The organism is Chelativorans salis, assembly GCF_025336525.1.
GTDB lineage: Bacteria > Pseudomonadota > Alphaproteobacteria > Rhizobiales > Rhizobiaceae > Chelativorans > Chelativorans salis.
This window is the reverse complement of the sequence record NZ_JAOCZP010000001.1, coordinates 117,491-142,949: the sequence shown is the minus strand read 5'-3', so window position 1 is coordinate 142,949 and position 25,459 is coordinate 117,491. Positions and strand designations below refer to the sequence as shown.

The following is a 25,459-nucleotide window of genomic DNA, read 5'->3' as shown; positions in this document are numbered from 1 at the left end:
GCCGCAACCACTTTCCGGGCGGCACGACAGGAGTTTCTTGAGACGATGGCGACGAACGGGCATAAGCGGAAGCTGACCGTGCGGCTGTGCGGACCGCGCGGCTTTTGCGCCGGCGTCGACCGGGCCATCCAGATCGTCGTCCTGGCGCTCAAGAAATACGGGGCGCCTGTCTATGTGCGCCACGAGATCGTGCACAACCGCTACGTCGTGGAGGGCCTGCAGGAGCGCGGTGCCATCTTCATCGAAGAATTGAACGAGATCCCAGACACGCACCGAGACCGCCCCGTCGTCTTCTCCGCCCACGGCGTGCCGAAATCCGTTCCGGCAGACGCGGAAAACCGCAACCTCTTTTATCTCGACGCTACGTGCCCGCTCGTCTCCAAGGTGCACAAGCAGGCCATGCGCCACCAGCGGCTTGGCCGCCACGTGCTTCTCGTCGGTCATGCCGGGCATCCGGAGGTGATCGGCACCATGGGGCAGTTGCCGGAGGGAACCGTCTCTCTCATCGAGACGGTGGAGGACGCGGAGCGCTTCTCTCCGCCGGAGGGCATGGAACTCGGCTACGTGACCCAGACCACGCTTTCGGTGGAGGATACGGCCGACATCATCCGCGCGCTGGAGAAGCGTCTTCCCACCCTGCGGGCACCGTCGGCCGAATCCATCTGCTATGCCACGACCAATCGCCAGGAGGCGGTGAAGGAAGCCGCACCCGGCGCCGACCTTTTCCTCGTCGTCGGTGCCCCCAATTCGTCCAACTCGCGCCGCCTGGTTGAGGTCGCCGAAAGGGCAGGAGCCCGCCGCGCCCTCCTGGTGCAGCGCGCCTCGGAAATCCCGTGGGCCGAGATCGGCGAGATCGCGGTGCTCGGCCTGTCGGCCGGCGCCTCGGCACCGGAAATCATCGTCGACGAAATCATCGATGCCTTCGCCGAACGCTACGATGTCACCGTCGATCTCGCCATCACCGCTGAGGAACGCGAGAATTTCCCCGTGATGCGCCCCTTGCGCGATGTCGAGTTGACGAAGTCAGACATGGCCTTCGTCAACGGCGTGAGCTGACATGGCCGTCTACACCGACATCTCGGAGGAAGAGCTTGGAGCGTTCCTGGGCGAATACCCGGTGGGGGAGTTGCTTTCCTACAAGGGCATCGCCGAGGGCACGGAGAACTCGAACTACCTCCTGCACACCTTCGGAGGGGCCTTTATCCTCACCCTCTACGAACGCCGGGTCGACAAAGCGGATCTGCCCTTCTTCCTGGGCTTGATGGAGCATCTGGCACGCAAGGGCGTCACCTGTCCTTTGCCTGTCCATCGGCGCGACGGGCAGACGATCGGGGAGCTTGCCGGCCGACCTGCCGCTCTCATCACCTTCCTGGAAGGCATGTGGATGCGCCGGCCCACGCCGCAGCATTGCCGTGAGGTGGGCAAAGCGCTGGCAGGCCTGCATCAGGCGGCGGCCGATTTCCCCCTGACACGCAAGAATGCATTGTCGCCTGGGGGCTGGATGCACCTGTGGGAAGGCGCCAAGGGACGCGCCGACGAGGTGGAGCCGGGGCTTGAGCGCGAGGTGGAGGCGGAGTTCGCCGAGATCACCCGCTACTGGCCAACGGACTTGCCGTCAGGCATCATCCATGCCGACCTCTTTCCCGACAACGTATTCTTTCTCGGCGGCAAGGTCTCCGGCATCATCGACTTCTACTTCGCCTGTAACGACCTTCTGGCCTACGACATTGCCACCTGCCTCAACGCCTGGTGCTTCGAGAAGGACACCTCCTACAATCTCACCAAGGGCGCGGCGCTTCTCGCCGGGTATCAGAGTGTGCGGCCGCTGGAGCCTTCCGAGGCGGAGGCGCTGCCGCTTCTGGCGCGCGGCTCCGCACTTCGCTTCATGCTGACGCGCCTGCACGACTGGCTGACCATCCCAGACGGTGCCTTGGTCAACAAGCGCGATCCCATGGAATACGTCCGCCGCCTGCGCTTCCACAGGCAGGTTGCTGCGCCTACCGAATATGGAATCGACATCGCGTGAAGAAGATCGAGATTTTCACCGACGGCGCTTGCTCGGGCAATCCGGGCCCAGGCGGCTGGGGTGCGGTGCTGCGCTACAACGATGTGGAGAAGGAGCTTTCCGGGGGGGAGGCGCAGACCACAAACAACCGCATGGAGCTCAAGGCAGCGACGGAGGCGCTCAATGCCCTCAAAGAGCCATGCGAGGTGGAGCTCTATACCGACAGCAATTACGTGCGCGACGGCATCTCCGGCTGGATCGAGGGCTGGAAGCGGAACGGCTGGAAGACGGCGGCAAAGAAGCCGGTGAAGAATGCCGAGCTGTGGCAGGCCCTCGATGAAGCACGCCATCGCCATAAGGTGCGCTGGCACTGGGTCAAGGGCCATGCCGGGCATCCGGAAAACGAGCGCGCCGATGCGCTCGCCCGCGCCGGCATGGCGCCCTTCAAGAAAAGGCGCTCCGCCAGGCCCGGCGCGCGGGCTACGCCGTCTTGATCGGCCGCAATTCCGGACGGAAAACCGGTTTCCACTTTTCCTGGAATTGTTCCAACGCCTAAAGCTGTTCCAGAATACGCGCCGCACCGCTGGTGATCGCCTGACCTCGTGCCTCTTCTATGTTGAGTTCCTTGACGATGCCGTCCTCCACCACCATGGAAAAGCGCCGGCAGCGCGCGCCGAGACCTCTCTCCGACATATCGGTTTCGAGGCCCAGCGCACGGGTGAAGACGCCGTTTCCGTCGGCTAGGAAGACGAGCTTATTCTCGGCGCCGGTAAATCGTGCCCAGGCGCCCATGACGTGGTGGTCGTTGACTGCCAGAACGGCAATGGCGTCAACGCCGCGGGCGCGGATGGCGTCGTAGTTTTCCGCGAAACCCGGCACGTGATCGTTGCTGCAGGTGGGCGTGAAGGCGCCGGGCACGCCGATCATCACCACCTTGCGGCCGGCGAAGAAATCGACGGTGCGGATATCCTCCGCGCCCTCCGGGGAGGCTTTCTTGAGCATCACCTCGGGTAGCCGGTCGCCGATGGAAATCGTCATTTAAAGGTCTCCTGAGTGGTGTTGGATTGGGTCTGCCGCCGAGGGAGGATGGTGGCGTGCCTGAAATCTAAGGCGCAAGCGGCAGCGCGGCCAGTAGGGAATGAGTATTGCGCGAACCGCCCGCTATGGGATCAGGACCGTGCCGCTGACGGCTTTCCCGCCGAGCACTAGCGTATAGGGAAGTTCCACCGCCTCATCGGGGGCATCGAGAATCTCTGCAGAGAAAGTGGCGGAGCCGTTCTGGCGCTCTTCGAGTGCCGGTGTTCCCAGACGCACTCCTTCCGGTGCGGCGAGGAAGAGTACCGGCTCGCCCGCATTCTCCGGCAGGTCGGCGTCAATGAGCAAGCGGCCTTCCTGGCGCGCGATGCCGGTGATCTGGAAACCGGGACCGGCATCATCGGGCAGGGCGGCGAAGGCGGCTGTCACCACCAATCCGTCGGCGGCGTTGTCCGGGTCAGCGCCGGCGTCGAAGGAGAAGGAAGCCTGGAAGGGAATGCAGATCGTCTCGCAAATGCCGAGGAATACGCTGCCCTCGATTATGCCGGCGGTGCCTGGCGTGGCGGGTTGAAAGACGACCGGCAGCGCAACGCTTTGCGGGTAACCCGCCCAAGTGGCGTAAGCGTCGGTGATGCGCTTGGGCGGCGGGAAGAGAATTTCCGCGTGCCTGAGGTCGGAAGATGTCGAAAGCTCGATCTGCGGCGGCACGCCAGCCTCGCCGGGGTCGCGCCAATAGGTCTTCCAGCCGGGCTCCAGCCTGATTTCCAGCGCCCCGCGCAGGCGACCCTCCTCGTCCGCCAGACCGGAGGTGACGAGACGGACGGCACCGCCGTCGCTTTCAAACCATTGGCTGGAGCTTGCTGCCGCGGGCACGGCAAGCGCGAGGGCGAACGCCGGGATCGTGAGCGTGTAAAGCATCGGCGGACATTGCCGGGAACACCATCTCCGCGCAATGCGTTCGCTGCAACGCCGATCTTCATTTTCGCGTGAGGCAGGCACGGATGGCGTCTTTCAAGCTGGGTCAAAAAGCAGTAGGCTTATGCCATGGAATGGGAGATAGGCGCCAATAGGGCGAGCCCCGAGGGCACGCTGCAGAACCACTTCCTGATCGCCATGCCGGGCATGCGCGACGAGAGGTTTACGCGCTCCGTCATCTATCTGTGCGCGCACAGCGAGGATGGGGCCATGGGCCTCATCATCAACCGCACCCAGCAGCTCGGCTTTACCGACGTTCTGGTCGAGCTCGGCATCCTCGACCGCAGTCAGTCGATCCGCCTTCCCGCCCGCGCCCGCGAGATGCCGGTGCGCAGCGGCGGCCCCGTCGACCGCAGCCGCGGCTTCGTGCTGCACACGGGCGACTATATGGTGGATTCCTCGATGCCCGTCTCCGAGCAGGTGTGCCTGACGGCGACCATGGACATCCTGCGCGCCATCTCCACCGGCAAGGGCCCGCGCCACGCGCTGATGGCGCTCGGCTATTCGGGCTGGGGCGCCGGACAGCTGGAGATGGAGATTGCCGAAAACGGCTGGCTCGCCTGCCCGGCCTCGCCGGATCTCCTGTTCGAGGGCGACATCGATTCCCTCTACGATCGCATCCTCGCCTCCATCGGCGTCGATCTCGCGCATCTGAGCCAGACCGCGGGGCATGCCTGAGGGGGCGCGGTCCGGTTGATCGGACGTTTGCGTCAGTTCGGGTGGAAGCGGATCGACTATCTTTCTCGCCTCTCGAGTTGTGAACAAGGACGCATGCCATCGCCGCCACGCCCGGCTGTCGCCGTATGGCTTTTGATTGGTTGGGAAGCGGGGCGCGTTGTCCGAGTCACTCTATTCATTTTAAGGCGCGCGAAGCGAGGCGGAGTGGGGGGGAACGGCGCCGGCTTGTCCGGTAGTTGCGCCCTTAGTCGGAAAGGCTGCCCAGCTCTTCCAACCGCGCGTCAGGGAGCGAAGCAATCGTACGCCGCTGGGACAGCCTCAATATCCTTCTACTACTGCCTGAGTATCCGCCCAGGCCTTCAACAGCTTAAAGTCGCCACCGAAGGCACGCCGCTTCAGGTCTTCGTACACGGTCGAGCACTTCATGATTTCGCTGGTATCGAGATCGCCCTCTATGGCTGCGTCTTCGCAGTAGAGATAGATCTGCTTCAGATCACCTACTGGAATCTCCTCAAGCGGAGCTTCGGATGATTGGGAGCGGACCGCTGTCGCTGGAATGAGTACGATCAGGGCGATACAGACCCTCAGGCGGGCATGCAGGGTGGCTTGGCTCATCGATGCCTCCTTGGAGCGGCGCAGGCGATCTGCGGCTTGACTCAGGGAAGTTTAGCGATGCTGTGGATGCACGCATGAGCCGGCTGTCCCGGCAAGCCGGCGTCTCATGCGAATGATGTCGCTTTTGCCGGGACCCAGGTCCCACCACGGCGAGGCCCTATCAACTGCCGTAGCCGGCATCCCTTGCGGCCGCGACGGCCCGGGCTCGGGTCTCGACGCCCAGCTTGGCGAATATGCCGGACACGTGATTACGCACCGTCTTTTCGCTGATATCGAGTTGCGCCGCGATCTGGTGGTTGTCCAGGCCGCGCGCGAGGTAATGGAGCACTTCCTCCTCGCGCGCCGTCAGCTCTGCGAAGGGACCGGCTTTGGCCGAGGGCCTGGGGAGGAAGGCATGGAGCTCCTCGACGAAGGTCTTCCATGCCGGCTCATCGCGCAGCATGAAGTGGTTCGGGCTGCTGAGCTGCAGGAACCGGGCGTTGGGGATAATTTGCGCCAGCAGCCGACCCTCCTCGAATGGAGCGACGGCATCGAGGTCGGGATGCGCTACCAGCGTGGGGCAGGTGATACGTGCTGCCTCCTGTTGGACGTCGACGTCGAACATGACGCGCGTCAATTCCACCGCGTTGTCTGCGGAGGCGGCGGCGTTCTGCAACTCGCACCACGAGCGAAGATGCTCCATAGAGCCTTCGGGCTGGAACTGGGTTGCGAAGGAGCGCATGAAAGCGTGGTCTTCCTGACCCCAGCCGAGCCTCAACATCTCCAGCATCACCTTCGCCTTCTCCGGTTCTAGCGGGATGGTGGAACGCCGGTTCCTGCCCCGGGCATATGTGCCGTACAGGACGAGGTGGCTGATGCGGTCAGGCTCCCTTCCCGCATAGGCGATTGCCACCGCGCCGCCCTGGCAGATGCCTACCAGGGAGAAGCGATCAAGGCTGAGCGCGTCGACAAGCGCGCCGAAATCCAGAACCCAGGATTCGAAGGAGAGATCGTCGACGTTCCTGTCGGACAGGCCGCATCCGCGCGGATCATAGCGAATTAGCGCGTAACGGGCGGACAGCGCCTCGAGCCAGGGCTGCCAGGCGACGCTGCGCCATTGATATTCCAGATGTGTCAGCCAACTCAGCATCATCACGACAGGTGGCCCGCTTCCGGAGATCGCATAAGCGATCTTCGCGCCATCGAAGCTCTTGCAGAACCGAACCTGCTGCCGTGCCATGATCCCCACCGGGAAGGCGACAATTCAGGAAGTCTACTCTCGTAAGCATTTGTGACAAGATATTTGTCTCGGGCGGACCCACTGACATTGTCGGCAGTTTCGCATGCGTCCGGCGGAATTCAGCCGGGCACCATCCGCTCGAATTTCTGCAACGAAGGATCAATCGGGTCCCAGGCATGGCCGCGGATGCTGTATGTAAGCGCTTGCGGCTCGAATTGGCCTGGGTCATCAAGACTGGCCGCGTGGATCGCTATCAGGTCCGGCATTGCGACGAACGTCAGGTAGACCGGCGTTCCGCAAGTCGGGCAGAAGGCATGGACCTTTTCGTTCCCGCTATCCGCGGTCACGCTCCATTGTGACGCTTCGCCGGTAATTCTTACGTCGGCCCGCTGCGGGAAGGTCAGATAAGACCCGTGCCCGGTACCGCTTCGCTGCTGGCAATCTCTGCACTGGCAGTGGTTCTCGAAAATGGGTTCACTGCTCGTTTCATAACGGATCGCGCCACACGCGCATCCGCCTGTATAGGACTTGGCCATAATTGTGATTCCTCTGAATATTCTGGATTTGACGCCGTACTTGATCAGGCGGTTTTCGGCTTGGCGAAGACGTCGAGCCCGCGGCCGGTTTCCAGGAAGGATTTCAGGCTGGAGAGGACGACGGGCCAGCCTTTGCTGATACCCGTCGCCATATCGCTGCCCGCTTCGAGCTCGTCATGCGCAACCGTCAGCCGGACCATATCTTCGTATTCCTCGATCTCGAATGTCACCCGGCTATAGCTTTCCTGATTGTCAGCCTGCGACGGACTCGCCCAGGATATGACCAGACGGCTCGGCGGCGAGACCTCGATAACCTTGCCGACAATATTGACGGTCCGTTCATCATTGGCGCGGATATGCTCCCATTTCGATCCGGGCTTCCAGTCGGAAACATTCTCATGGCCCCAGTAACGCCGTGTGATCTCTGGCTTGCTGATGGCTGCGAACACCTTCTCGGGCGTCGAGGCGATATAGGTCACATATACGAAGCTGGCTGTCTCTCTGGTCATTATTACTCTCCTTCGAGTTCCTTCTTCAGATCGTGCAGCAGGTTGAGCCGCTGACGTTCGAACTTCCGCACCCACCGTTCATAGACCTCATGGAGCGGCACGGGGTTGATGAAATGCAGCTTTTCTCGGCCCCGTCTGACGGTGCTCACCAGATTGGCCTCTTCCAATATCCCGAGGTGCTGCGTGGCGGATTGCCGAGCCATGTCGAGGTTCTCGCAAAGCTGGCCAAGCGTCTGTCCGTTCTTCTCACAAAGAAGGTCCAGCAGTTTTCTGCGGGTCGGGTCGCCCAGCGCCCTGAATACTTTGTCGTCGTCCATCGGTTTCGCTCGAATGTGGGAACACAATATGCAAGCATTTACCTGCATGTCAAGTGCAGGTATTTACCTGCATATGTAATGGCGACCAGACTGTACCCGGTAGGTATGTGCGGCCAAAGTTGCCGCTGCTGAATTATGGCTGGAAGGGCCGACCTGGGCCCAATCGCGTCCTTCCCCGCGTTTGCCGCCGCCGACTGCTTCGGGTCGAAACCGGCAATCCCGGCTTACCCACCAGCCACCTCAGCTCGCCACCGGCCCCGGATACTGTTCCGTCAACAGTCTGAGGCTCGTCTCCGCGTCCGCGGGGGCGCCGAAGTGGAAGCTTTGGGCGTATTCGCAGCCGACCTGGCGCAGCGCCTTCAGGTCGCGCTTTTCCGAAACGCCCTCGGCGACGACGGAGAGGCCGAGCTCGTGCGCCATGGTGACCATGGATTTGAGGAGAACGTTGCCCTTGGAGCTCGTATCATCGACGAAGCTCTTGTCGATCTTGATCGTGTCGAAGGGGAAGCGCGTGAGGTAGGCGAGGGAGGAGTAGCCAGTGCCGAAGTCGTCGAGCGACAGACCAATGCCGAGTTTCTTCAGTTTGCCGAGAACGTGGGCGGACTGCTCGGGATTGTCCATGACGAGCGATTCCGTCAGCTCCAGGCGAAAGCAGCGCGGCTTGATGTTTGAACGGGCGATGACGGAGCGCACGTCGCCGACTAGGTCGCGGCGGATGAGCTGGCGGCTCGACAGGTTGACGGACATGAACAGCGGCAGATCGCCGAGCTGCTTCTGCCAAGCGTAGAGATCCTCGGCCGCTTGTTGCATGGCGAACAGGCCGAGCGGCACGATGAGCTCTGAGCTTTCGGCGATGGGGATGAAGTCGGCCGGGGGGATGGCGCCGCGGCGAGGGTGCTCCCAGCGCAGAAGCGCCTCGAAGCCGGCGATGCTGCCGTCCTCCAGCCGTACGATGGGCTGGTAGACGAGGCTCAGTTCCTTGCGTTCGACGGCGCGGCGCAGGTCCGATTCCATCTGCAGCCGGTCTGTGCCGATGGAGCGGAAGGCGGGGCGGAACGGTTCGATGCGGTCGCCGCCGAAGCGCTTGGCCTGGTACATGGCGAGTTCCGCGTCCTTCAGCATCTCCTCCGCCGCGTTTTGCGCCGAGGTCCAGGAGACGAGGCCGATGGAGGGGGTGAGCACGATCTCGCGCCGGGCGAAGGTGACGGGGGCGCGGATCGCCTGGCGCACCGCATCGGCGACCGAGGCGATGCGCGCCGGCTCCTGCTCGGACAGGAGCATCATGGCGAACTGGTCGCCGGCGACCCTCGAGAGCGCGTCGCCCGGCTTCAGGAGCCGGTGCAGGCGCCGGGCGATGGTCAGGAGGATGGTGTCGCCGGCGGAGATGCCGAGCTCGTCGTTGACCTGCTTGAAGCGGTCGATGTCGATGACGAAGACGGTCGGGCGGATGTTGTGCTCGGCGCCGGCCATGGCGATGGTCGCGTCCAGCCGGTTGAGGAAGAGCTCGCGGTTGGGCAGGCCGGTCAGGTTGTCGTGCACGGCGTCGTGCAGGAGCCGCTCCTCGGCCTTCTTCTGCTCCGTCACGTCGACCATGGTGCCGACGCAGCGGATGACCTCGCCGTCCGAGCCGATGACGGGCCGTGCGCGCAGGGTGAACCAGTGATAGTGCCCGTCCGCTCCGCGCAGACGGAAGCTCTGGGCGATGCGGCCGCGACGGTTTTCGAGCACCACATCCATCGTCGTGCGGAAGGTGTCGCGGTCGTCCGCATGGAGAAGCGGCAGCCAGCTGCGCGCCGGGCCGTTGAGGCTCGCCTCAGGCAGGCCGAGCTGGCGGCTGATGTCGGGCTTGGTCACCACGCGGTCGCGCAGGACGTCCCAGTCCCAGACGATGTCGCCGGAGCCGGTGATGGCGAGCGCCTGACGCTCCATGTCGGAGAACAGGCCCTGGAACAGGGCGCCGCCGGCAAAGGCGTGCTGCATCACGGTAAAGCCGATCAGGAGCACGATGAGGATGAGCCCGCCGCCGATCGCCGGCTGGGCGATGTCGTTGTCGAGCTTGCCCGTCACCGCCATCCAGGCCCCGGCGAGCCACACCAGTACCATCAGCCAGCTCGGCACCAGCATGATGGCGCGGTCGTAGCCCTGGAACCCGAGATAGACGATGAGGCCGAGCCCAACGACAGCGGTCGCGGCAAAGGAGATGCGGGCGATGCCGGCGGCCATGGCCGGGTCGATCCAGGCGACACCGGCGATGATGACGAGGCCCAGGATCCAGGCCAGCATGCCGTAGCTGAAACGCTCGTGCCAGCGGTTGAGGTTGAGATAGGCGAACAGGAAGACGACGAGCGTGGCGGCAAGGGCGATCTCACTGCCGGCGCGCCACAGCTGCTCGCTGCCGGGCGAGATATCGACGAGGCGCGTCAGAAAGCCGAAATCGATGGAGATATAGGCGAGCGTCGCCCATGCCAGCGCTGCCGTGGCCGGAAACATGGAGGTGCCCTTGACGACGAACAGGATGGTCAGGAACAGCGCCAGGAGGCCGGCGATGCCGATGACGATGCCGCGGAAGAGGGTGTAGGAGTTGACCGTCTCCTTATAGGCGGCCGGGTCCCACAGATAGACCTGCGGCAGGTTGCGCGAGGACAGTTCGGCGACGAAGGTGACGACGGTGCCGGGGTTGAGCGTAACCAGGAACTCGTCGGCATCGCCGCTGTCCTGCCGGTCGAGCGCGAAGCCCTCGCTGGGGGTGATCGCCGCGATGCGCCGAGAGCCGAGGTCGGGCCAGATGAGGCCCGAATCGACGAGGCGGAAATGCGGTGCCACGATCAACCGGTCGAGCTGCTCGTCGGTGGTGTTGGCGAGCGCGAAGACGGCCCAGTCGCCGGTCGAGCGCTCGTCCTGCGCCTCCACCTCGATGCGCCGCACGATGCCGTCGGCCCCCGGCGCGGTGGAGACCTGGAAGTTCTCACCCTGGTCGCGGTAGATCTCGACGGCACGCGATAAATCGAGCGCCACGTCATCGGGCGAGATCTTGATCGGCTCGATGGCCGAAGCCGGTGCGGTGGCCAAGGCAAGGAACAGCGCCGCAAGAAGGGCAACGACATGTTTTGCGGCTGGTAAGGAACGCAACAAGTATCAGCCTCGCCTCGATTTGCCCCGATGTTCGCCCGCGATGAGGGCATAGAGATAATGGTCCTGCCAGGTACCGTTGATCCGCAGGTAGGATCTGAGAAGCCCTTCGCGCTGAAATCCGGCTTTTTCAAGTAACCGTATGGAACGCGTGTTTTTGGGAATACAGGCGGCCTCCAGGCGGTGCAAGCTCAGTGTCCCGAATGTGAAGGGGATTACCAGGTTAAGCGCCTCGAGCATCATGCCGCGGCCGGCGAAGCGCTCGCCCATCCAGTAGCCGACATGCGCCGACTGGGCGACGCCGCGGCGGATGTTGCTAAGCGAGATGCCGCCCGCTAGGCGGCCACCGGCACGCTCGAAGAGAAAGAAGGAGATACCGGTGCCTTGGTCGTATTCGTCGTGATAGCGCCTCAGCCGCTGGCGGAAGGCACGACGCGACAGTTCGTCAAGCGCCCATTGCGGCTCCCAGGGCTCCAGAAAAGCGCGGCTTTCCTCGCGCAGCGCCGCCCATTCGGCGTAGTCTTGCGAGACGGGCATGCGTAGACGCACGTTCTCGCCCTCGAGCGCCGGAAGGTCGCGGCGGAAGAAGGGCGTCTGGAACATGGCCCTTCAAGCGCTTAGACAGCCAGCTTCCGCAGCATCGGACGCGGCGCGTTGAGCGTATCTTGGATCGATCCGAACGGCGCCAGTGCGCCGACAGGACCGATGGCCGTGACAGTCGGCTTGGAGGAGAACAGACGCGCCGAAAGGTCGGCCAGGCGCTCGACGGTGAGGCCGGAGAGGCGGTCCATCAACTCCTCCATGCTGATCGGCCGGCCATAGAGCAGAAGCTGCCGCGCGATCTGCGAGGCGCGGCTGGCGGGACTTTCGCGCGACATCATCAGGCCGGCACGGTACTGCGCCCGCGCCCGGTCGAGCTCTGCCTGATCGATGCGTTCGCCCGCCTTCTGCAGTTCGCCCAGGATCACCGGAATAAGTTCCTCGATGTCGCTGCGCCCGGTCGCTGCGTGCACGCCGAAGATGCCGGTGTCGGAGAAGCCCCAGTGGAAGGCGTAGACGGAGTAGCACAGCCCCCGCTGCTCCCGAACCTCCTGGAACAGCCGTGAGGACATGCCGCCGCCGAGGATCATGGAAAGCACCTGCGAGGCGTAGAAGTCGCGCACGTGATATGCGCGGCCCTCGAAGCCGAGGATGATCTGCGCATCCATCAACTCGCGGTGCTCGCGATAGTCGCCGCCGACATAGTGGGCGTATTGCGGGGCCACGGCTTCGGTCTTCTCGCGGTAGGCACCCAGCCGCTCTTCCACCTGGCGCACGAAGTCGTCGTGCTTTACACCGCCGGCGGCCACCACCACCATGCGCTCCGCCCCGTACTGGCGCTCCAGAAAACCGTGCAGCTGCGGAGAGGTGAAGGATTCCACCGTGTCCGGCGTGCCGAGGATAGAGCGGCCAACCGCCTGGTGGCGGAAGGCGGTCTCGGTAAAGCGGTCGAAAACGGCATCGTCGGGCGTGTCGTGGGCGGCACCGATCTCCTGCAGGATCACGTGCTGCTCGCGCTCCAGTTCCGCCGGGTCGAACTTGGAGTCCGTCAGGATGTCAGCGAGGATGTCGATGGCCAGCGGCAGGTCGTCGTTGAGCACGCGGGCATAGAAGGCAGTGGTCTCCACGCTTGTCGCGGCGTTGATCTCACCGCCGACGTCCTCGATATCCGTGGCGATCTGCAGGGCGCTGCGCTTGCCGGTGCCTTTGAAGGCCATGTGCTCGAGCAGGTGGGCTATGCCGTGTTCGTTCTCGCTTTCGTTGCGCGAACCGGATTTCACCCACACGCCCAGCGCAACCGATTCAAGATGCGGAAGGGTCTCGGTCGCCACCGTCAAGCCGTTCGACAGACGGCTTACCTCTACATTCATATGGAACTCACTCCCTAACCTTCCGCCCTTGTGTGACGGTTTATATGATCTTCCACCATTTTCAGGTCCGATGGAAGGACCGTGTAGACCTCTTCTTTCTCCATAAGCCCTTTCAGCCATGCGGGCAAAGAGGGAGTGACGCCGCATGCCTCATTGACGGCCTCGGGAAATTTGGCCGGATGGGCGGTGGAAAGGACCACCACCGTCTCGCCGGGAAGGGCATGGGTCCGCGCCACCTTGAGCGCCGTCGCCGTATGCGGATCAGCGAGATAGCCGCTCTGCTCAAGTGTAGCGCGGATGGTCGCCGCCGTCTCGTCCACGCTTGCACGGCCGGCGGCGAACTCGGAGCAGATGCGCGACAACGTGCCTCCGTTGATGAGGAAGCTTCCGGACTGCCGGAGGCTTTCCATATAGCCCCGCACCTCTGCCGCGTTCCTGCCCGAGGCCTCGAACAGAAGCCGCTCAAAATTGGACGATATCTGGATGTCCATCGACGGCGATGTCGTCGGGATGACAGAGCGTGTGGCGTAATCGCCGCCCGCCAATGCACGTGCCAGTATGTCGTTCTCGTTGGTGGCGATGATAAGCCGACCGGTGGGCAGGCCCATGAGCTTGGCCGCGTAACCTGCGAGAATGTCGCCGAAATTCCCCGTCGGCACTGTGAAGGAAACTGGCCGATCTGGCGCACCCAGCGATACGGCGGCGGTGAAGTAGTAGACGATCTGGGCCATGATGCGGGCCCAGTTGATGGAATTGACGCCCGACAGCGACACACGGTCGCGGAAGGCGTGGTCGTTGAACATGGCTTTGACGAGGGCCTGGCAGTCGTCGAAATTGCCTTCGATGGCGACCGCCTCGACGTTCGCCGCCCCCGAGGTGGTCATCTGCCGCTGCTGCACGGGCGAGACCCTGCCGTGCGGGAACAGGATGAAGACGTCGGCGCGCTCGGCCCCGGCAAAGGCTTCGATCGCCGCCCCGCCGGTGTCGCCCGAGGTGGCGCCGGCGATGGTGACACGCTCGCCACGTTCCGCCAGCACATGGTCCATCAGCCGCGCCAGAAGCTGCATCGCCACGTCCTTGAAGGCCAGCGTCGGGCCGTGGAAGAGCTCCAGCACGAATTCCGCCGGCCCCGTCTGCACCAGCGGGCAGACCGCCTCGTGGCGGAAGGTCGCGTAGCTCTCCTCGATGATGCGCTTCAGCGCCGCATCGGCGATTTCGCCGTTGACGAACGGCTTTATCAGAACGAAGGCAGCCTCGGAGTAGGGCAGGCCACGCAGCGAGCGGATATCTTCAGGAGAAAGACGCGGCCACTCGCGCGGCAGGTAGAGACCGCCGTCGCTGGCGAGGCCCTGAAGCAGCGCGTCCGAGAAGCCCAGCACCGGCGCCTCGCCGCGCGTACTCACATAATTCATCTGTATTGCTCCGGTCTATAAGCCGCCACAAAGGTTGGGGAGAAATGCACCAAACTGCTGGTCGATATTCTCTCGCGCGGTTGGTATAGAACAGCGACCTTGTCATAGGAAAGTGTGAGTTCATGGGGCGACCATTGTTCATAAGACATAGTGCTGCAGCTTTCATCCTCCTCGGTTCGGTTTTTCTCGCAAGCTGCCAGCAAGGGGCGACACCGGAGGCCGATGGTCTCGGCGCCGGGGGTGCCGCGCAGAGCGAACCGATCCGCGCAAGCGAGCTTAGGGCCTATTGCCCACCCGTCACCCTGCGCGACGGCACGGCCTCTTTCAGGACCTATGAGCGGGGGGCGGAAGGCAATCCCGACAGCATCATCTACCAGGCCTCGATCGCCGACGTCACCCGCACCTGCCGGTATAGCGAGGGCTCGGTGACCATGACGGTGGCCGTTGCCGGAAAGGTGGTCCCGGGGCCGAAAGGCCGGACCGGCACGATCACCATGCCCATCCGCGTTGCCGCCCTGCGCGGGGACGAGGTGCTCTATTCCCAGCTTTTCAGGCACGCGGTCTCGGTCGAGGACACGTCGGGCGCCACCCAGTTCCTTTTCACCGATCCCAATGTCGCCGTTCCCGGCCAGGTGGCTCGTGGGGTCCAACTCATCGTCGGCTATGACGAGGGGCCTTATAATTAGGGGGTGAAACCGGCCACCTCACACGTCCGCCGACCACTCCGACAGCGCGGCGATGACGCCGTTCAGGTCCGCCATGCGGTTGATCGTGGTCTCCGCACCGGCTTCCATCAGCATGTCGGCATGGTTGGGATGGCTGTGCGAGGCGCCGGTGAAGCCTATGACGCGCATGCCGGCTGCCCTCGCGCCGGCGATACCGTGGACGGAATCCTCGATGACGAAGGTGTGGGAGGGATCCGCCTCCATCTTCTCCGCTGCAAAGAGGAAAACGTCCGGCGCCGGCTTCGGCCGCTTGCTCGGTGTCTCCAGCGAGGAGAAGATGACGCCGTGGAAGAGGGGACTGAGCCCGGTCTTCTTGAGCATCGCATCGATGCGCTCGCCGGTGGAGTTGGAGCAGATGCACTTTTTCACGGTGAGCGCGGCCACGGCTTGAGCGACGCCGCTGATGGCCTTCACCTCCCTGCGCAGGCGCTCGTCCGTGCGCGCTTCCGCATGGTCGATGAGCGAGGCCTGAAACAGCATCTCCGCCTCCTTTTCGATCGACATCAGGATGTCTCGGAAGGTGAGGCCGGAATAACGCTGGGCGATCTCCTCGGCGGAGATCTCATAACCCGCCTCTCGCAGCATCTCCGCCTCGACGCGCGCCGCCACGATCTCCGAATCCACCAGCACGCCGTCGCAATCGAAGATGATGAGGTCAGGAGCGGGCATGGCACATCCATTCGTGGCTGGGAATTTTCTAAGCGAGACGGCAGGCAGATAGCCCTTCCACGCTGTGCCTGCAACCGCCGGCGGGGAATGTTGAAAGCCGCTAATGAAGATGTGACCGCCATCCCAGCGGAGTGGCGCGAGAGTCGGTATCCGTTCGATGGCTCTCCTGCATTCCGGAATGGCTCCCGGACGAACCGGTTTTTCCTAGATGACGGCAGGAAAAGATGCCGCGCATCCCGAGAGAGTTCGCTGCTCCTTACGGATTCTTTACCCTCTTCGGTAACCATAACCGCAGGTTAACAGTCTGTGTTGAGGTGTTGCGTATGTCCGCGGTGCGTCGTCTCGAGGATCTCTCCTCGGCTCCCCTGAAGGCCGAATGGCTGGATACGATCCTGAAGGGCGATTGCATCGCCGCGCTCGAGAGGCTGCCGGAGAAATCGGCCGACGTGGTCTTCGCAGACCCGCCCTATAACCTGCAGCTCGAAGGGGCGCTGCATCGGCCCGACCAGTCGCTGGTCGACGCGGTCGACGACGCCTGGGACCATTTCGACAGCTTCGCCGCCTACGACGCCTTCACCCGCGCCTGGCTTCTGGCGGCGCGGCGTGTCCTGAAGCCGAACGGCACCATCTGGGTGATCGGCTCTTACCACAACATCTTCCGCGTCGGCGCCATCATGCAGGACCTGGGCTTCTGGGTCCTCAACGACATCGTCTGGCGCAAGACCAACCCGATGCCGAATTTCCGCGGCCGCCGCTTCCAGAACGCACACGAGACCATGATCTGGGCCTCGCGCGACCGCGACGCCAAGAGCTACACGTTCAACTACGAGTCCATGAAGGCGGCCAATGACGACGTGCAGATGCGCTCGGACTGGCTGTTTCCCATTTGCACGGGCAAGGAGCGGCTGAAGAATACCGAGGGCGCCAAGATGCACCCGACACAGAAGCCGGAAGCACTGCTCGCCCGCGTTCTGCTGGCCTCCTCGAAGCCCGGTGACGTGGTGCTCGACCCGTTCTTCGGCTCCGGCACCACGGGGGCGGTGGCCAAACGCCTCGGCCGCCGCTTCATCGGCATAGAGCGAGATCCGGACTACATAGAGGCCGCCAAGGAGCGTATCGCCGCCATCGAGCCGCTGGACGACGAGAACCTCACCCTCATGACCGGCAAGCGCGCCGAGCCGCGCGTTGCCTTCGTCAGTCTGATCGAATCGGGACTGGTGAAGCCCGGCACTCAGCTCTTCGACCGCAAGAAGCGCTGGACGGCGAGCGTGCGCGCCGACGGTACCATTGCCATCGGCCACGAGGCCGGCTCCATCCACCGCCTCGGCGCGCGCGTGCAGGGGCTGGATGCCTGCAATGGGTGGACCTTCTGGCACTTTGAGGAGGCAGGGGCGCTGAAGCCCATCGATGAGCTGCGCCAGGTGGCGCGGCAGAGCCTTGCCGCGGTGGGCGCCTAGCGCCCGCATGGCGTTCAACACATGGAACGGGAGGGCGGCTGTATCGTTCTTGGGATATCACCCCGAGACGAGGCACGAGATGACGAAGGAAAAGGCGGAACATGGTGCCGCGGCCTCGCGCGCCGTCAGGCACCACACCATCGATATCGACGGGATCGATGTTTTCTACCGCGAGGCGGGGGCGGCGGATGCGCCGACGATCCTCCTGCCGCATGGCTACCCCTCATCCTCCCATGCCTATCGCAACTTCATGCCGGCGCTGGCCGACCGGTGGCGGCTCATTGCGCCTGATTTCCCAGGGCATGGCTATAGCGACACGCCGGAGGCTTTCGACTACAGCTTCGATGGTTACGAGCGTTTCCTGAATCGTTTCGTTAATGTCATGGGGATCGACCGTTTCGCGCTCTATCTCCACGACTACGGCTCGCAGATCGGCCTCAGGCTCGCCATCGCAGAGCCGCAGCGCATCGCTGCCCTCATCATCCAGAACGGCGATATCTACGAAGATGTGCTGGGGCCGAAATACGATGGGCTCAGGGCCTATTTCGCCAATCCGACGCCGCAGGCGCGCAAGACGCTGGAGGCGGCGGTGAGCGAGGAGGGGTTTCGCGAGGAGTTTTTGAACGACGTGCGCGAGGAGCTTGCCGAGCGCATCCCGCCGGATCTCTGGAAGCTGCACTGGTCGCTGATGACGCCGAAGCGGCGGGAGGTGGCGGTGCGGCTGATGGAGGGGTTGAACGGAAACCTCGTCTGGTTCCCGCGCTACCAGGACTATCTGCGCGACCACCGGCCGCCGACGCTGATCGTCTGGGGCCCGCAGGACGGCTATATGCCGGAGGCTTCCGCCCGCGCCTACCTCCGGGATTTGCCGGATACGGAACTACATCTGCTCGACGGCGGACATTGGCTTCTGGAGACCAATCTGGACGAGGTGGTGGCATTGTGCCGGGAGTTTCTTGGCCGGGTGCACGCGTAGGCGGGTTCCCTCTACACCGCTAAGCCAACACGCCGCAGGTCTTCCCGCAGGGTCTCGGCATCCACGAACTGCACTGCCTGCCAGCCAGCGGCCTTGGCGCCGGCGATATTCTTCTCGCTGTCATCGATGAAGAGCGTGGCCGAAGGTTCCAGGCCGAAGCTCTCCGCGTGGTGCGCATAGATCGCGGGGTCCGGTTTTACGAGCCTGATCTCGCCGGACACCGTCACCCCGCGCGGCCGCTTGAGGAAGGTATAACGCTCCTTCGCCTCGGCGAAGGTGTCGGCGGCGAAGTTGGTGAGCATGGTGACGTCGTGGCCGTCGTCGATGAGGACTTCGAGGATCGCCACCGAGCTTTCGTAGGCATGCGAGACCATCTCGTGCCAGTGGCGGCGGAAGGCGCGGATATGCTCTTCGCGGTCAGGATGAAGGGCGATCAGCTCCGCTTCGGCTTCTTCCCAGCCGCGCCCGCGATCCTGCTCCAGGTTCCAGTCGTTGGTGCAGACATTGGCGAAGAACCAGCGCCGCTCTTCCTCATCCGGGATGAGGCGCGAGAAGGGGATTTCCGGGTCGTAGTGGATGAGGACCTTGCCGATATCGAACACGATGTGGCGGACTTCGCTCATTTTCCTGCCATTCCTCGCTTTGCCTTGGTGGCGCCGGGTATAGCCGCTTCGATCGCTTTTTTCATCACCGTCGGCAAGGCCTCGCCGTCAAGTGCCGTCGGCGCCGACCACCAATGGCCGGAGGGGGCGGCCATGTCTGCGACGGTGGTGCGGAACACCGAGAGCCGAAGCTTGAAATGGGTGAAGACGTGGGTCACCACGCCGCTGTCCGACCAGTGCGCGGGGAAGGGGGCGGCCGTTGCCTCGTTCGCCCCGTCCAGGCGCGCCGTCCAATGGCTGGTCGGCACTTCGCTCATGCCGCCGAGCAGGCCCTTCTCCGGACGCCGGCGCAGGAGTACGGCGCCGTCTTCGCGAATGGCGACGAAGGCTGCGCCCTTCCGCACGGGCTTTTCCGCCTTCGGGGCCTTCAAGGGGAAGCGCTCCGGCGCGCCGAGCCGCTGTGCGGTGCAATCCTCGATCAGCGGGCACAGGATGCAGGACGGCCGGCGCGGGGTGCAGATGGTGGCGCCGAGGTCCATCATCGCCTGGGCGAAGTCGCCGGGGCGGTCGGTGGGGACCATGGCGGCGACGGCCTTCCTGATTTCCGGCTTCGCCGCGGGAAGGGGCGTTTCGATGGCATCGAGGCGGGAGACCACGCGCTCGACATTGCCGTCGACCACCGCCGCCGGCCGGCCGAAGGCGATGGCCGCGATGGCGGCGGCCGTGTAATCGCCGATGCCGGGCAGCGCCTTGAGGCCCGCTTCCGTGTCGGGAAAGACGCCGCCGTAACGGGCCGCCACCTCGTCGGCGCACTTCTTCAGGTTGCGCGCACGCGAATAGTAGCCGAGCCCGGCCCAGGCCTTCATCACGTCTTCTGTTTCGGCCGCGGCGAGCGCCTCGACCGTCGGCCAGCGCGCCATGAAGGCGTCGAAATAGGGCTTTACCGCGCCCACCGTCGTCTGCTGCAGCATGATCTCCGACAGCCACACGGCGTAAGGGTCCGGCCGCTGGCCCTGCCGGATCGCCTCCGGCGCAAGGCGCCAGGGGAGGCGGCGGTGGTGCCGGTCGTACCAGGTGATGAGCCGGGCGGCGGGGGTGCCGCCTGCTGATGCGCTCGTGCGTTCTGCCGTCATGGGGCGTGTCATCGGCCGGGGTTATGCGCTAGAGTGAAGCGTGGAACAAGGGATGAGCACATGGCAGGGAAATGGAACGGCGGCAATCCCGTCCCGGTCAGCGACCTGGCGACGGCGCTGCTCGACCCAGTGTTGCGGCGCCGCGCCGGCCTTTCCATCGATCTCGTGCAGTCGTGGCCGGAGATCGTCGGCGAGCGCCTGGCCTCGCGCACGCGGCCGGAGAAGATCGCCTGGCCGCGCCGGGCGCATGAGGACGACCCGTTCGAGCCGGCGACGCTGATCATCGCCTGCAGCGGACCGGCCGCTCTTCACGTGCAGCACGAAACGTCGGAGATCATCGGCCGCACCAACGCTTTTCTCGGCTTCGGCGCCATCGGCCGCATCAAGATCGTGCAGAAGATGATTTCCATGCCGCGCAACGAGAAAAGGCCGGCCCCGCGCCCGCTTTCCGAGCCGGAGCGCCGCAGGCTCGCCAGCCTGACCGTCCACATCGAGGATGACGGGCTGCGCGCCAGCCTGGAGCGGCTGGGGGCGAACGTGATGGCCGCGCGGAAGAAGCCGCTCGCGGATTCGTGAGGAGCCTGCGGCAATTAGCGTTTGGCGCTTTGCCGCAGATGCCTTATTTCCACGCCAACTATCGCTATTTACTCTGCCATCGGTAGGATTCTGGACAAACTCGGGTGATTCGTATGACTGGACCGATCGCGCGCAGGCGCTTCCTCATTTCCCTGGCTGCCCTGCCGGCTGCCGCCCTTCTGGCCGGCTGCAGCGACAGCGGCGAGGGCGAGGCGAATGCGCAGGGCGTCTCGCCCATGACCACCGGCGCGGTGGACGCGCCGCAATCCACGGGCAGCGTCGACATGGACAAGCTGCTCGAGCCCGGCGCCCTGCCGGAGAAGGCGCAGGGCGCGGAGGATGCGCCGGTGACGATCGTCGAATATGCCTCGATGACGTGCGGCCACTGCGCCAATTTCCACGTCAACACCTATCCGGCGCTGAAGGAGCAGTACATCGACACCGGGAAGGCGCGCCTTATCATGCGCGAGTTCCCGTTTGATCCGCGTGCCGAGGCCGGCTTCATGCTGGCGCGCTGCGCAGACAACAAGTACTTCGCCATGATCGATGTCCTGTTCAAGCAGCAGAACAACTGGGCGCCGGTGCAGGATGCGCGCAGCGCGCTGCTTAATATCGCAAAACTTGCCGGTTTTTCACAGGAGTCCTTCGAGGCTTGCTTGACGGACCAGAAACTTCTGGACGATGTGAGAGCCGTGCGCGCGCGCGGCGCCGAGGAATTCGGCGTCGATTCGACGCCCACCTTCTTCATCAACGGGAAGAAGTATTCGGGAGCGATGTCGATTGAGCAGATGGCGGCGATCATCGATCCCCTGCTTTAAGGGGACTGCCGGGCGCACCTGCCTTGCGCGCCGGGGTGCGCGCGCATGAAGTTCTCCAAGCTTCGCCTCCTAGGCTTCAAATCCTTCGTCGAGCCCAGCGAGTTCGTCATCGAGCGTGGGCTGACGGGGGTCGTCGGCCCGAACGGCTGCGGCAAGTCGAACCTCGTCGAGGCGTTGCGCTGGGTGATGGGCGAAAGCTCGTACAAGAACATGCGCGCCTCGGGGATGGACGATGTCATCTTCTCCGGCTCCGCTACGCGACCGGCCCGCAACACGGCCGAGGTGACGCTGTTTCTGGAAAACAGCGATCGCACGGCGCCCGCAGCCTTCAACGATGCCGACGAACTGCAGGTCTCCCGCCGCATCGAGCGCGAGGCGGGCTCCGTCTACCGCATCAACGGCAAGGAAGCGCGCGCCCGCGATGTGCAGCTTCTCTTCGCCGACCAGTCTACCGGCGCGCGCTCGCCATCCATGGTGGGGCAGGGGCGAATCGGCGAGCTGATCCAGGCGAAGCCACAGGCCCGCCGGGCGCTGCTGGAAGAAGCAGCCGGCATCTCCGGGCTCCATTCTCGCCGTCACGAGGCGGAGTTGCGCCTGCGCGCCGCCGAACAGAACCTTGAGCGGCTCGACGATGTGGTGACCGAGCTGGAAATCCAGATCGAGAGCTTGAAGCGCCAGGCCCGCCAGGCTGCCCGCTTCAAGAACCTGTCTGCGGAGGTGCGCAAGGCCGAGGCCATCCTCCTGCATCTGCGCTGGACGCAGGCCAAGACGCAGGAAGCGGAGGCGAAGTCGGCGCTTTCGCAGGCGATGGCGCTGGTCGCCGAGCGCGCCAACCAGCAGATGGAGGCCGCGAAGGCGCAGGCAATCTCCGCCAAACGCCTGCCGGAGTTGCGCGAGGCGGAAGCTTCCGCCGCCGCGGCCCTGCAGCGGCTGACCATCGCCCGCACACAGATCGAGGAAGAGGCCCGCCGCGTACGCGACCGCGCGGAGGAACTCCAGAAGCGCGTGCGACAGCTCGACGCCGACATCGCACGCGAGGAGCAGATGGTCCGCGACAATGCGGACATCCTGAAACGGCTGGAGACGGAAGAGGCCGGGCTGAAGGAAGCCGAGGCCGGCGCCGAGGGGCGCGAGGCCGCGACGCGGGGGGGGCTCGACAAGGCGAGCGCGGAGCTTGCCGAACGCGAGGCCGAGCTGACGGCGCTGACGGCGGAGAAGGCCGAGGCGACGGCAACGCGCAGCCAGGCCGAGCGCGCCATGCGCGACAGCGCCGAGCGCCGCGACCGGCTGACCCGCCAGCTGGAGACCGCCGACCGGCAGCTTTCAGAGATTGCCGCCGAGATCAGCACCCTGCCGGACCCGGCGCAGAAGCGGCTGGAACTGGACGGTGCGCTTGCCGTCCAGAAAGAGGCGGAAAAGCATGCGGTCGAGGCGGAAGAAAACGTCGCCGCCGCCCGCGCTGCGGAGAATGCGGCGCGCCAGCCGGTGAGCGAGGCGCGCGCCGAATTACAGCGCATCGAGACGGAGGCGGCCACGCTAGCCAAGGTGCTGAATGCAGGTGGCAACGATCTCTTCCCCGCCGTGCTCGAGCGGGTGCGGGTGGAACGCGGTTTTGAGACGGCGCTGGGTGCCGCCCTTGGCGAGGACCTGGACGTGCCGCTGGATTCGGCCGCCCCCGCCCATTGGAGCGAGGTAGCGCCTGCTGGCGACGACCCAGCGCTGCCGGCGGGCGTGCGGCCCTTGGCGGAGGTGGTGACCGCGCCGGCCCAGCTAGCCCGGCGGCTTGCGCAGATCGGTATTGTCGAAGCGGCCGATGGAGCGCGGCTGCAGGAGCATTTGAAGACCGGCCAGCGGCTGGTGAGCGCGGACGGCGCGCTATGGCGTTGGGACGGTTATACGGCCAGCGCCGACGCGCCGACGCCAGCCGCCCAGCGCCTGGCGCAGAAGAATCGTCTGGCCGAGCTCGACAGCGAAGCCGTCGCCGCCCGGGAGATATCGCGCGCCGCCGAAGAGGCCCTTGCCCGTGCTGAAAATGCCGTGAAGCAGGCGGTCGAGGGTGAGCGGCAGGCGCGCGAGCGCCTGCGCGAGGCAAGCCGCGCCGTCAGCAGCGCCCGCGATGCGCTGGCAGGCGCGGAGAAGGCATCCGGCGAACTGGCGAGCCGCCGTTCGGCGCTGGAGGATTCGCGCAGCCGGCTGGTCGAGGACCACGAAGAGGCGCTGAAGGCGGTGACAGACGCGGAGGCCGCCTTTGCCGCTGCCCCCGATATTTCGGAGCTGCAGGGCCGGCTGGAGCGCGTGACGGCGGAGGTCTCGACAGCGCGGGGCAGGGCCGCGGAGGCGCGGGCTGCGCACGAGGGCCTGAAGCGCGAAACGGAAGCACGCCAGCGCCGGCTTGTCGCCATCGGCGAGGAGCGCAAGAGCTGGATCGGGCGCGCGGAGAACGCCGACCGGCAGATCGCTTCGCTGACCGAGCGGCGCGTCGAGGCGGCGGGTGAGATGGCGAAGCTGGCCGAGGCGCCGGACGAGATCGAGGCGCGCGGGCGTGAACTGCTGTCGCGTATCTCCGAGGCGGAAGCGCAGCGCAAGGCCGCCGCCGACCGGCTGCAGGAGGCCGAGAACGAGCAGGCCGAGCTCGATAAGCGGGCGACGGAGGCGATCCAGGCTTTGGCTGCCGCGCGCGAGGCCCGCGCCCGGGCGGAGGAGCGCCAGGCAGCAGCCGAGGAGCGGCGCCAGGACACTGAGGCGCGCATCCAGCAGGCGCTCAACGTGGCGCCGCATCTGGTCGTCCAGCAGGCCGGGCTGGCGCCCGACGATCCGCTGCCGGACGTCGACGAGGTGGAGCGGCGCCTTGAGCGGCTGAAGATCGAGCGCGAGCGGCTGGGCGCTGTAAACCTGCGCGCCGAGGAAGAAAAGAGCGAGCTTACCGAGCGGCTCGACACGCTGGTCTCCGAGCGGGGGGATGTCATCGAGGCTATCCACAAGCTGCGCCACGCCATCCAGAACCTGAACCGCGAGGGCCGCGAGCGCCTGCTAGTTGCCTTCGACGTGGTGAATAGTCATTTCCAGCGGCTGTTCACCCATCTTTTCGGCGGCGGCACGGCCGAACTACAGCTCATCGAATCCGACGATCCGCTGGAGGCGGGGCTGGAAATTCTCGCCCGCCCCCCGGGCAAGCGCCCGCAGACGATGACGCTTCTGTCCGGCGGCGAGCAGGCGCTGACGGCGACCGCCCTCATCTTTGCTGTGTTCCTGACCAATCCCGCGCCCATCTGCGTGCTCGATGAGGTGGACGCGCCGCTCGATGACCACAATGTCGAGCGCTTCTGTAATCTGATGGACGAGATGGCGGCCTCCACCGACACGCGCTTCGTCATCATCACCCATAACCCGATCACCATGGCGCGCATGAACCGGCTGTTCGGCGTCACCATGGCCGAGCAGGGGGTGAGCCAGCTTGTCTCGGTCGACCTGCAGACGGCGGAGCAGCTGCGCGAGGCGAGTTGAGGGAGCAAGGCAGGGAGAATGATGTGGAAGATGGAGCCAATTCCATATCCGCCCTTGCCGGCGAACTCTCCGCGGCGCTGAAGGCCTTCCACCGCGCGCTCATCCTGGCCGAAGCCGGCAACAATGAGGCCCTGCAAAACCCCTATACGCTGCTTTTCGCCCTGATCGACGACCCGCGCTTCGCCTGGACGAGCCGGCTGTCTCAACTCATCGTGCGTCTGGACGAGATGCTGCAGGAAGGCGAATTTTCCACCGCCGGCGACCTTATCCCCTTCCGCGACGAGGTGGCGCGCATGCTGGGCGAGAAGGAGGGAGAGAACGCCGAATTCCGCCTGCGCTATCTGACGGCTCTTCAGAAGGCTCCGGATGTCGCCCTGGCGACCGGCAGCCTGCGCCGGGTCCTGAAGAAGCTTCCGGCGACCAAAGAGGGATAGCGTGCTTGGGGTGCGGAGGGTAGCGTTCAGGAGAGGCCTGCTCCCCTTCCGCGCCCCCCTCTGCCCTGCCGAACATCTCCCCCACGAGGGGGGAGATTGCGCTCGCTGCTAGCTCCGGCACCTTTCCTGCAACGTCGGTGATTGTCGAAAGCGATCGCGACGGCTGATCTCCCCCTTGGGGGGGAGATGTCCGGCAGGACAGAGGGGGCGCGAGAGGGCGCCCGG

Annotated in this window: 25 protein-coding genes; 11 read left to right on the top strand and 14 right to left on the bottom strand. The window is 64.8% G+C overall.

The features are described 5' to 3' along the window. Positions 1-45: 45 nt before the first annotated feature. From ispH to rnhA, 3 genes are read left to right on the top strand one after another with little or no spacing between them, the layout of a single operon-like run. The gene (ispH, locus tag N5A92_RS00705) at positions 46-1,056 is read left to right on the top strand and encodes a 4-hydroxy-3-methylbut-2-enyl diphosphate reductase (RefSeq protein ID WP_260899885.1); all 1,011 of its coding nucleotides are present in this window, start codon (positions 46-48) and stop codon (positions 1,054-1,056) included. Between the two features lies 1 nt (position 1,057). Further along, a complete protein-coding gene (locus N5A92_RS00700) occupies positions 1,058-2,026 on the top strand; it encodes a homoserine kinase (RefSeq protein ID WP_260899884.1) in 969 nt (322 codons plus the stop codon). Further along, the gene (gene rnhA, locus N5A92_RS00695) at positions 2,023-2,499 is read left to right on the top strand and encodes a ribonuclease HI (RefSeq protein WP_260899883.1); all 477 of its coding nucleotides are present in this window, start codon (positions 2,023-2,025) and stop codon (positions 2,497-2,499) included. The genes N5A92_RS00700 and rnhA overlap by 4 nt, the downstream gene beginning before the upstream one ends. Before the next feature lie 58 nt (positions 2,500-2,557). On the opposite strand, the gene N5A92_RS00690 is transcribed toward rnhA, so the two are convergent. Both N5A92_RS00690 and N5A92_RS00685 read right to left on the bottom strand, forming a co-directional pair. Beyond that, positions 2,558-3,043 carry a peroxiredoxin gene (locus N5A92_RS00690; RefSeq protein ID WP_260899882.1) on the bottom strand — a complete coding sequence of 162 codons (486 nt, stop codon included), beginning with the start codon at positions 3,041-3,043 and terminating at the stop codon, positions 2,558-2,560. A gap of 123 nt (positions 3,044-3,166) precedes the next feature. Further along, the gene (locus N5A92_RS00685; protein WP_260899881.1) at positions 3,167-3,958 is read right to left on the bottom strand and encodes a protein-disulfide reductase DsbD domain-containing protein; all 792 of its coding nucleotides are present in this window, start codon (positions 3,956-3,958) and stop codon (positions 3,167-3,169) included. A gap of 126 nt (positions 3,959-4,084) precedes the next feature. Here N5A92_RS00685 and N5A92_RS00680 point away from each other — a divergent pair, with 126 nt between their 5' ends. Continuing rightward, entirely contained in the window at positions 4,085-4,693 is a 609-nt protein-coding gene (locus N5A92_RS00680; RefSeq protein ID WP_260899880.1) for a YqgE/AlgH family protein, read from the top strand. 318 nt (positions 4,694-5,011) lie between these two features. Here N5A92_RS00680 and N5A92_RS00675 read toward each other — a convergent pair whose 3' ends face one another. From N5A92_RS00675 to thrC, 9 genes are all read right to left on the bottom strand, one after another. Then, positions 5,012-5,308, bottom strand: a complete 297-nt coding sequence (locus N5A92_RS00675; RefSeq protein ID WP_260899879.1) for a hypothetical protein — start codon at positions 5,306-5,308, stop codon at positions 5,012-5,014. Between the two features lie 160 nt (positions 5,309-5,468). Next, positions 5,469-6,527 carry an alpha/beta fold hydrolase gene (locus N5A92_RS00665; RefSeq protein ID WP_313958372.1) on the bottom strand — a complete coding sequence of 353 codons (1,059 nt, stop codon included), beginning with the start codon at positions 6,525-6,527 and terminating at the stop codon, positions 5,469-5,471. 119 nt (positions 6,528-6,646) lie between these two features. Continuing rightward, positions 6,647-7,063, bottom strand: coding sequence for a GFA family protein (locus N5A92_RS00660; RefSeq protein ID WP_260899878.1), 417 nt, complete (start codon positions 7,061-7,063; stop codon positions 6,647-6,649). A gap of 44 nt (positions 7,064-7,107) precedes the next feature. Next, positions 7,108-7,572, bottom strand: coding sequence for an SRPBCC family protein (locus tag N5A92_RS00655; RefSeq protein ID WP_260899877.1), 465 nt, complete (start codon positions 7,570-7,572; stop codon positions 7,108-7,110). 2 nt (positions 7,573-7,574) lie between these two features. Then, complete coding sequence (locus N5A92_RS00650; protein WP_260899876.1) at positions 7,575-7,889, bottom strand: ArsR/SmtB family transcription factor; 315 nt, start codon at positions 7,887-7,889, stop codon at positions 7,575-7,577. Between the two features lie 240 nt (positions 7,890-8,129). Continuing rightward, complete coding sequence (locus tag N5A92_RS00645; RefSeq protein ID WP_425248532.1) at positions 8,130-10,970, bottom strand: EAL domain-containing protein; 2,841 nt, start codon at positions 10,968-10,970, stop codon at positions 8,130-8,132. A 54-nt stretch (positions 10,971-11,024) separates the two neighbouring features. Then, positions 11,025-11,621: a GNAT family N-acetyltransferase gene (locus tag N5A92_RS00640; RefSeq protein ID WP_260899874.1), complete on the bottom strand. Its 597-nt coding sequence runs from the start codon at positions 11,619-11,621 to the stop codon at positions 11,025-11,027. Between the two features lie 14 nt (positions 11,622-11,635). Beyond that, positions 11,636-12,928: a M16 family metallopeptidase gene (locus N5A92_RS00635; protein WP_260899873.1), complete on the bottom strand. Its 1,293-nt coding sequence runs from the start codon at positions 12,926-12,928 to the stop codon at positions 11,636-11,638. A gap of 14 nt (positions 12,929-12,942) precedes the next feature. Continuing rightward, the gene (gene thrC, locus N5A92_RS00630) at positions 12,943-14,340 is read right to left on the bottom strand and encodes a threonine synthase (protein ID WP_260899872.1); all 1,398 of its coding nucleotides are present in this window, start codon (positions 14,338-14,340) and stop codon (positions 12,943-12,945) included. 122 nt (positions 14,341-14,462) lie between these two features. Here thrC and N5A92_RS00625 point away from each other — a divergent pair, with 122 nt between their 5' ends. After that, on the top strand, positions 14,463-15,026 hold the full coding sequence (locus N5A92_RS00625; protein ID WP_260899871.1) for a hypothetical protein: 564 nt from the start codon (positions 14,463-14,465) through the stop codon (positions 15,024-15,026). A gap of 18 nt (positions 15,027-15,044) precedes the next feature. On the opposite strand, the gene N5A92_RS00620 is transcribed toward N5A92_RS00625, so the two are convergent. After that, on the bottom strand, positions 15,045-15,734 hold the full coding sequence (locus N5A92_RS00620) for an HAD family hydrolase (protein WP_260899870.1): 690 nt from the start codon (positions 15,732-15,734) through the stop codon (positions 15,045-15,047). Positions 15,735-16,057: 323 nt separating this feature from the next. Here N5A92_RS00620 and N5A92_RS00615 point away from each other — a divergent pair, with 323 nt between their 5' ends. Together N5A92_RS00615 and N5A92_RS00610 are read left to right on the top strand one after the other, a co-directional pair. Next, positions 16,058-17,191, top strand: a complete 1,134-nt coding sequence (locus N5A92_RS00615; protein WP_260899869.1) for a site-specific DNA-methyltransferase — start codon at positions 16,058-16,060, stop codon at positions 17,189-17,191. Positions 17,192-17,270: 79 nt separating this feature from the next. After that, the gene (locus tag N5A92_RS00610) at positions 17,271-18,167 is read left to right on the top strand and encodes an alpha/beta fold hydrolase (protein ID WP_260899868.1); all 897 of its coding nucleotides are present in this window, start codon (positions 17,271-17,273) and stop codon (positions 18,165-18,167) included. Positions 18,168-18,178: 11 nt separating this feature from the next. Here N5A92_RS00610 and N5A92_RS00605 read toward each other — a convergent pair whose 3' ends face one another. Together N5A92_RS00605 and mutY are read right to left on the bottom strand one after the other, a co-directional pair. Then, positions 18,179-18,790, bottom strand: a complete 612-nt coding sequence (locus N5A92_RS00605) for an HAD family hydrolase (protein WP_260899867.1) — start codon at positions 18,788-18,790, stop codon at positions 18,179-18,181. Continuing rightward, a complete protein-coding gene (gene mutY / locus N5A92_RS00600) occupies positions 18,787-19,902 on the bottom strand; it encodes an A/G-specific adenine glycosylase (RefSeq protein ID WP_313958371.1) in 1,116 nt (371 codons plus the stop codon). Before mutY ends, N5A92_RS00605 begins: the two co-directional genes overlap by 4 nt. A 60-nt stretch (positions 19,903-19,962) precedes the next feature. Here mutY and N5A92_RS00595 point away from each other — a divergent pair, with 60 nt between their 5' ends. The 4 genes from N5A92_RS00595 to N5A92_RS00580 all read left to right on the top strand — a co-directional run bounded on the left by N5A92_RS00595 (position 19,963) and on the right by N5A92_RS00580 (position 25,234). Continuing rightward, positions 19,963-20,478 (top strand): DUF721 domain-containing protein, encoded by a 516-nt coding sequence (locus N5A92_RS00595; RefSeq protein ID WP_260899865.1) that lies wholly within the window; start codon positions 19,963-19,965, stop codon positions 20,476-20,478. A gap of 113 nt (positions 20,479-20,591) precedes the next feature. Continuing rightward, positions 20,592-21,296, top strand: a complete 705-nt coding sequence (locus N5A92_RS00590) for a DsbA family protein (protein WP_260899864.1) — start codon at positions 20,592-20,594, stop codon at positions 21,294-21,296. Positions 21,297-21,341: 45 nt separating this feature from the next. Further along, positions 21,342-24,800, top strand: a complete 3,459-nt coding sequence (gene smc, locus N5A92_RS00585) for a chromosome segregation protein SMC (protein ID WP_260899863.1) — start codon at positions 21,342-21,344, stop codon at positions 24,798-24,800. 23 nt (positions 24,801-24,823) lie between these two features. Further along, positions 24,824-25,234 carry a hypothetical protein gene (locus N5A92_RS00580; protein WP_260899862.1) on the top strand — a complete coding sequence of 137 codons (411 nt, stop codon included), beginning with the start codon at positions 24,824-24,826 and terminating at the stop codon, positions 25,232-25,234. The last annotated feature ends 225 nt before the right edge of the window (positions 25,235-25,459 follow it).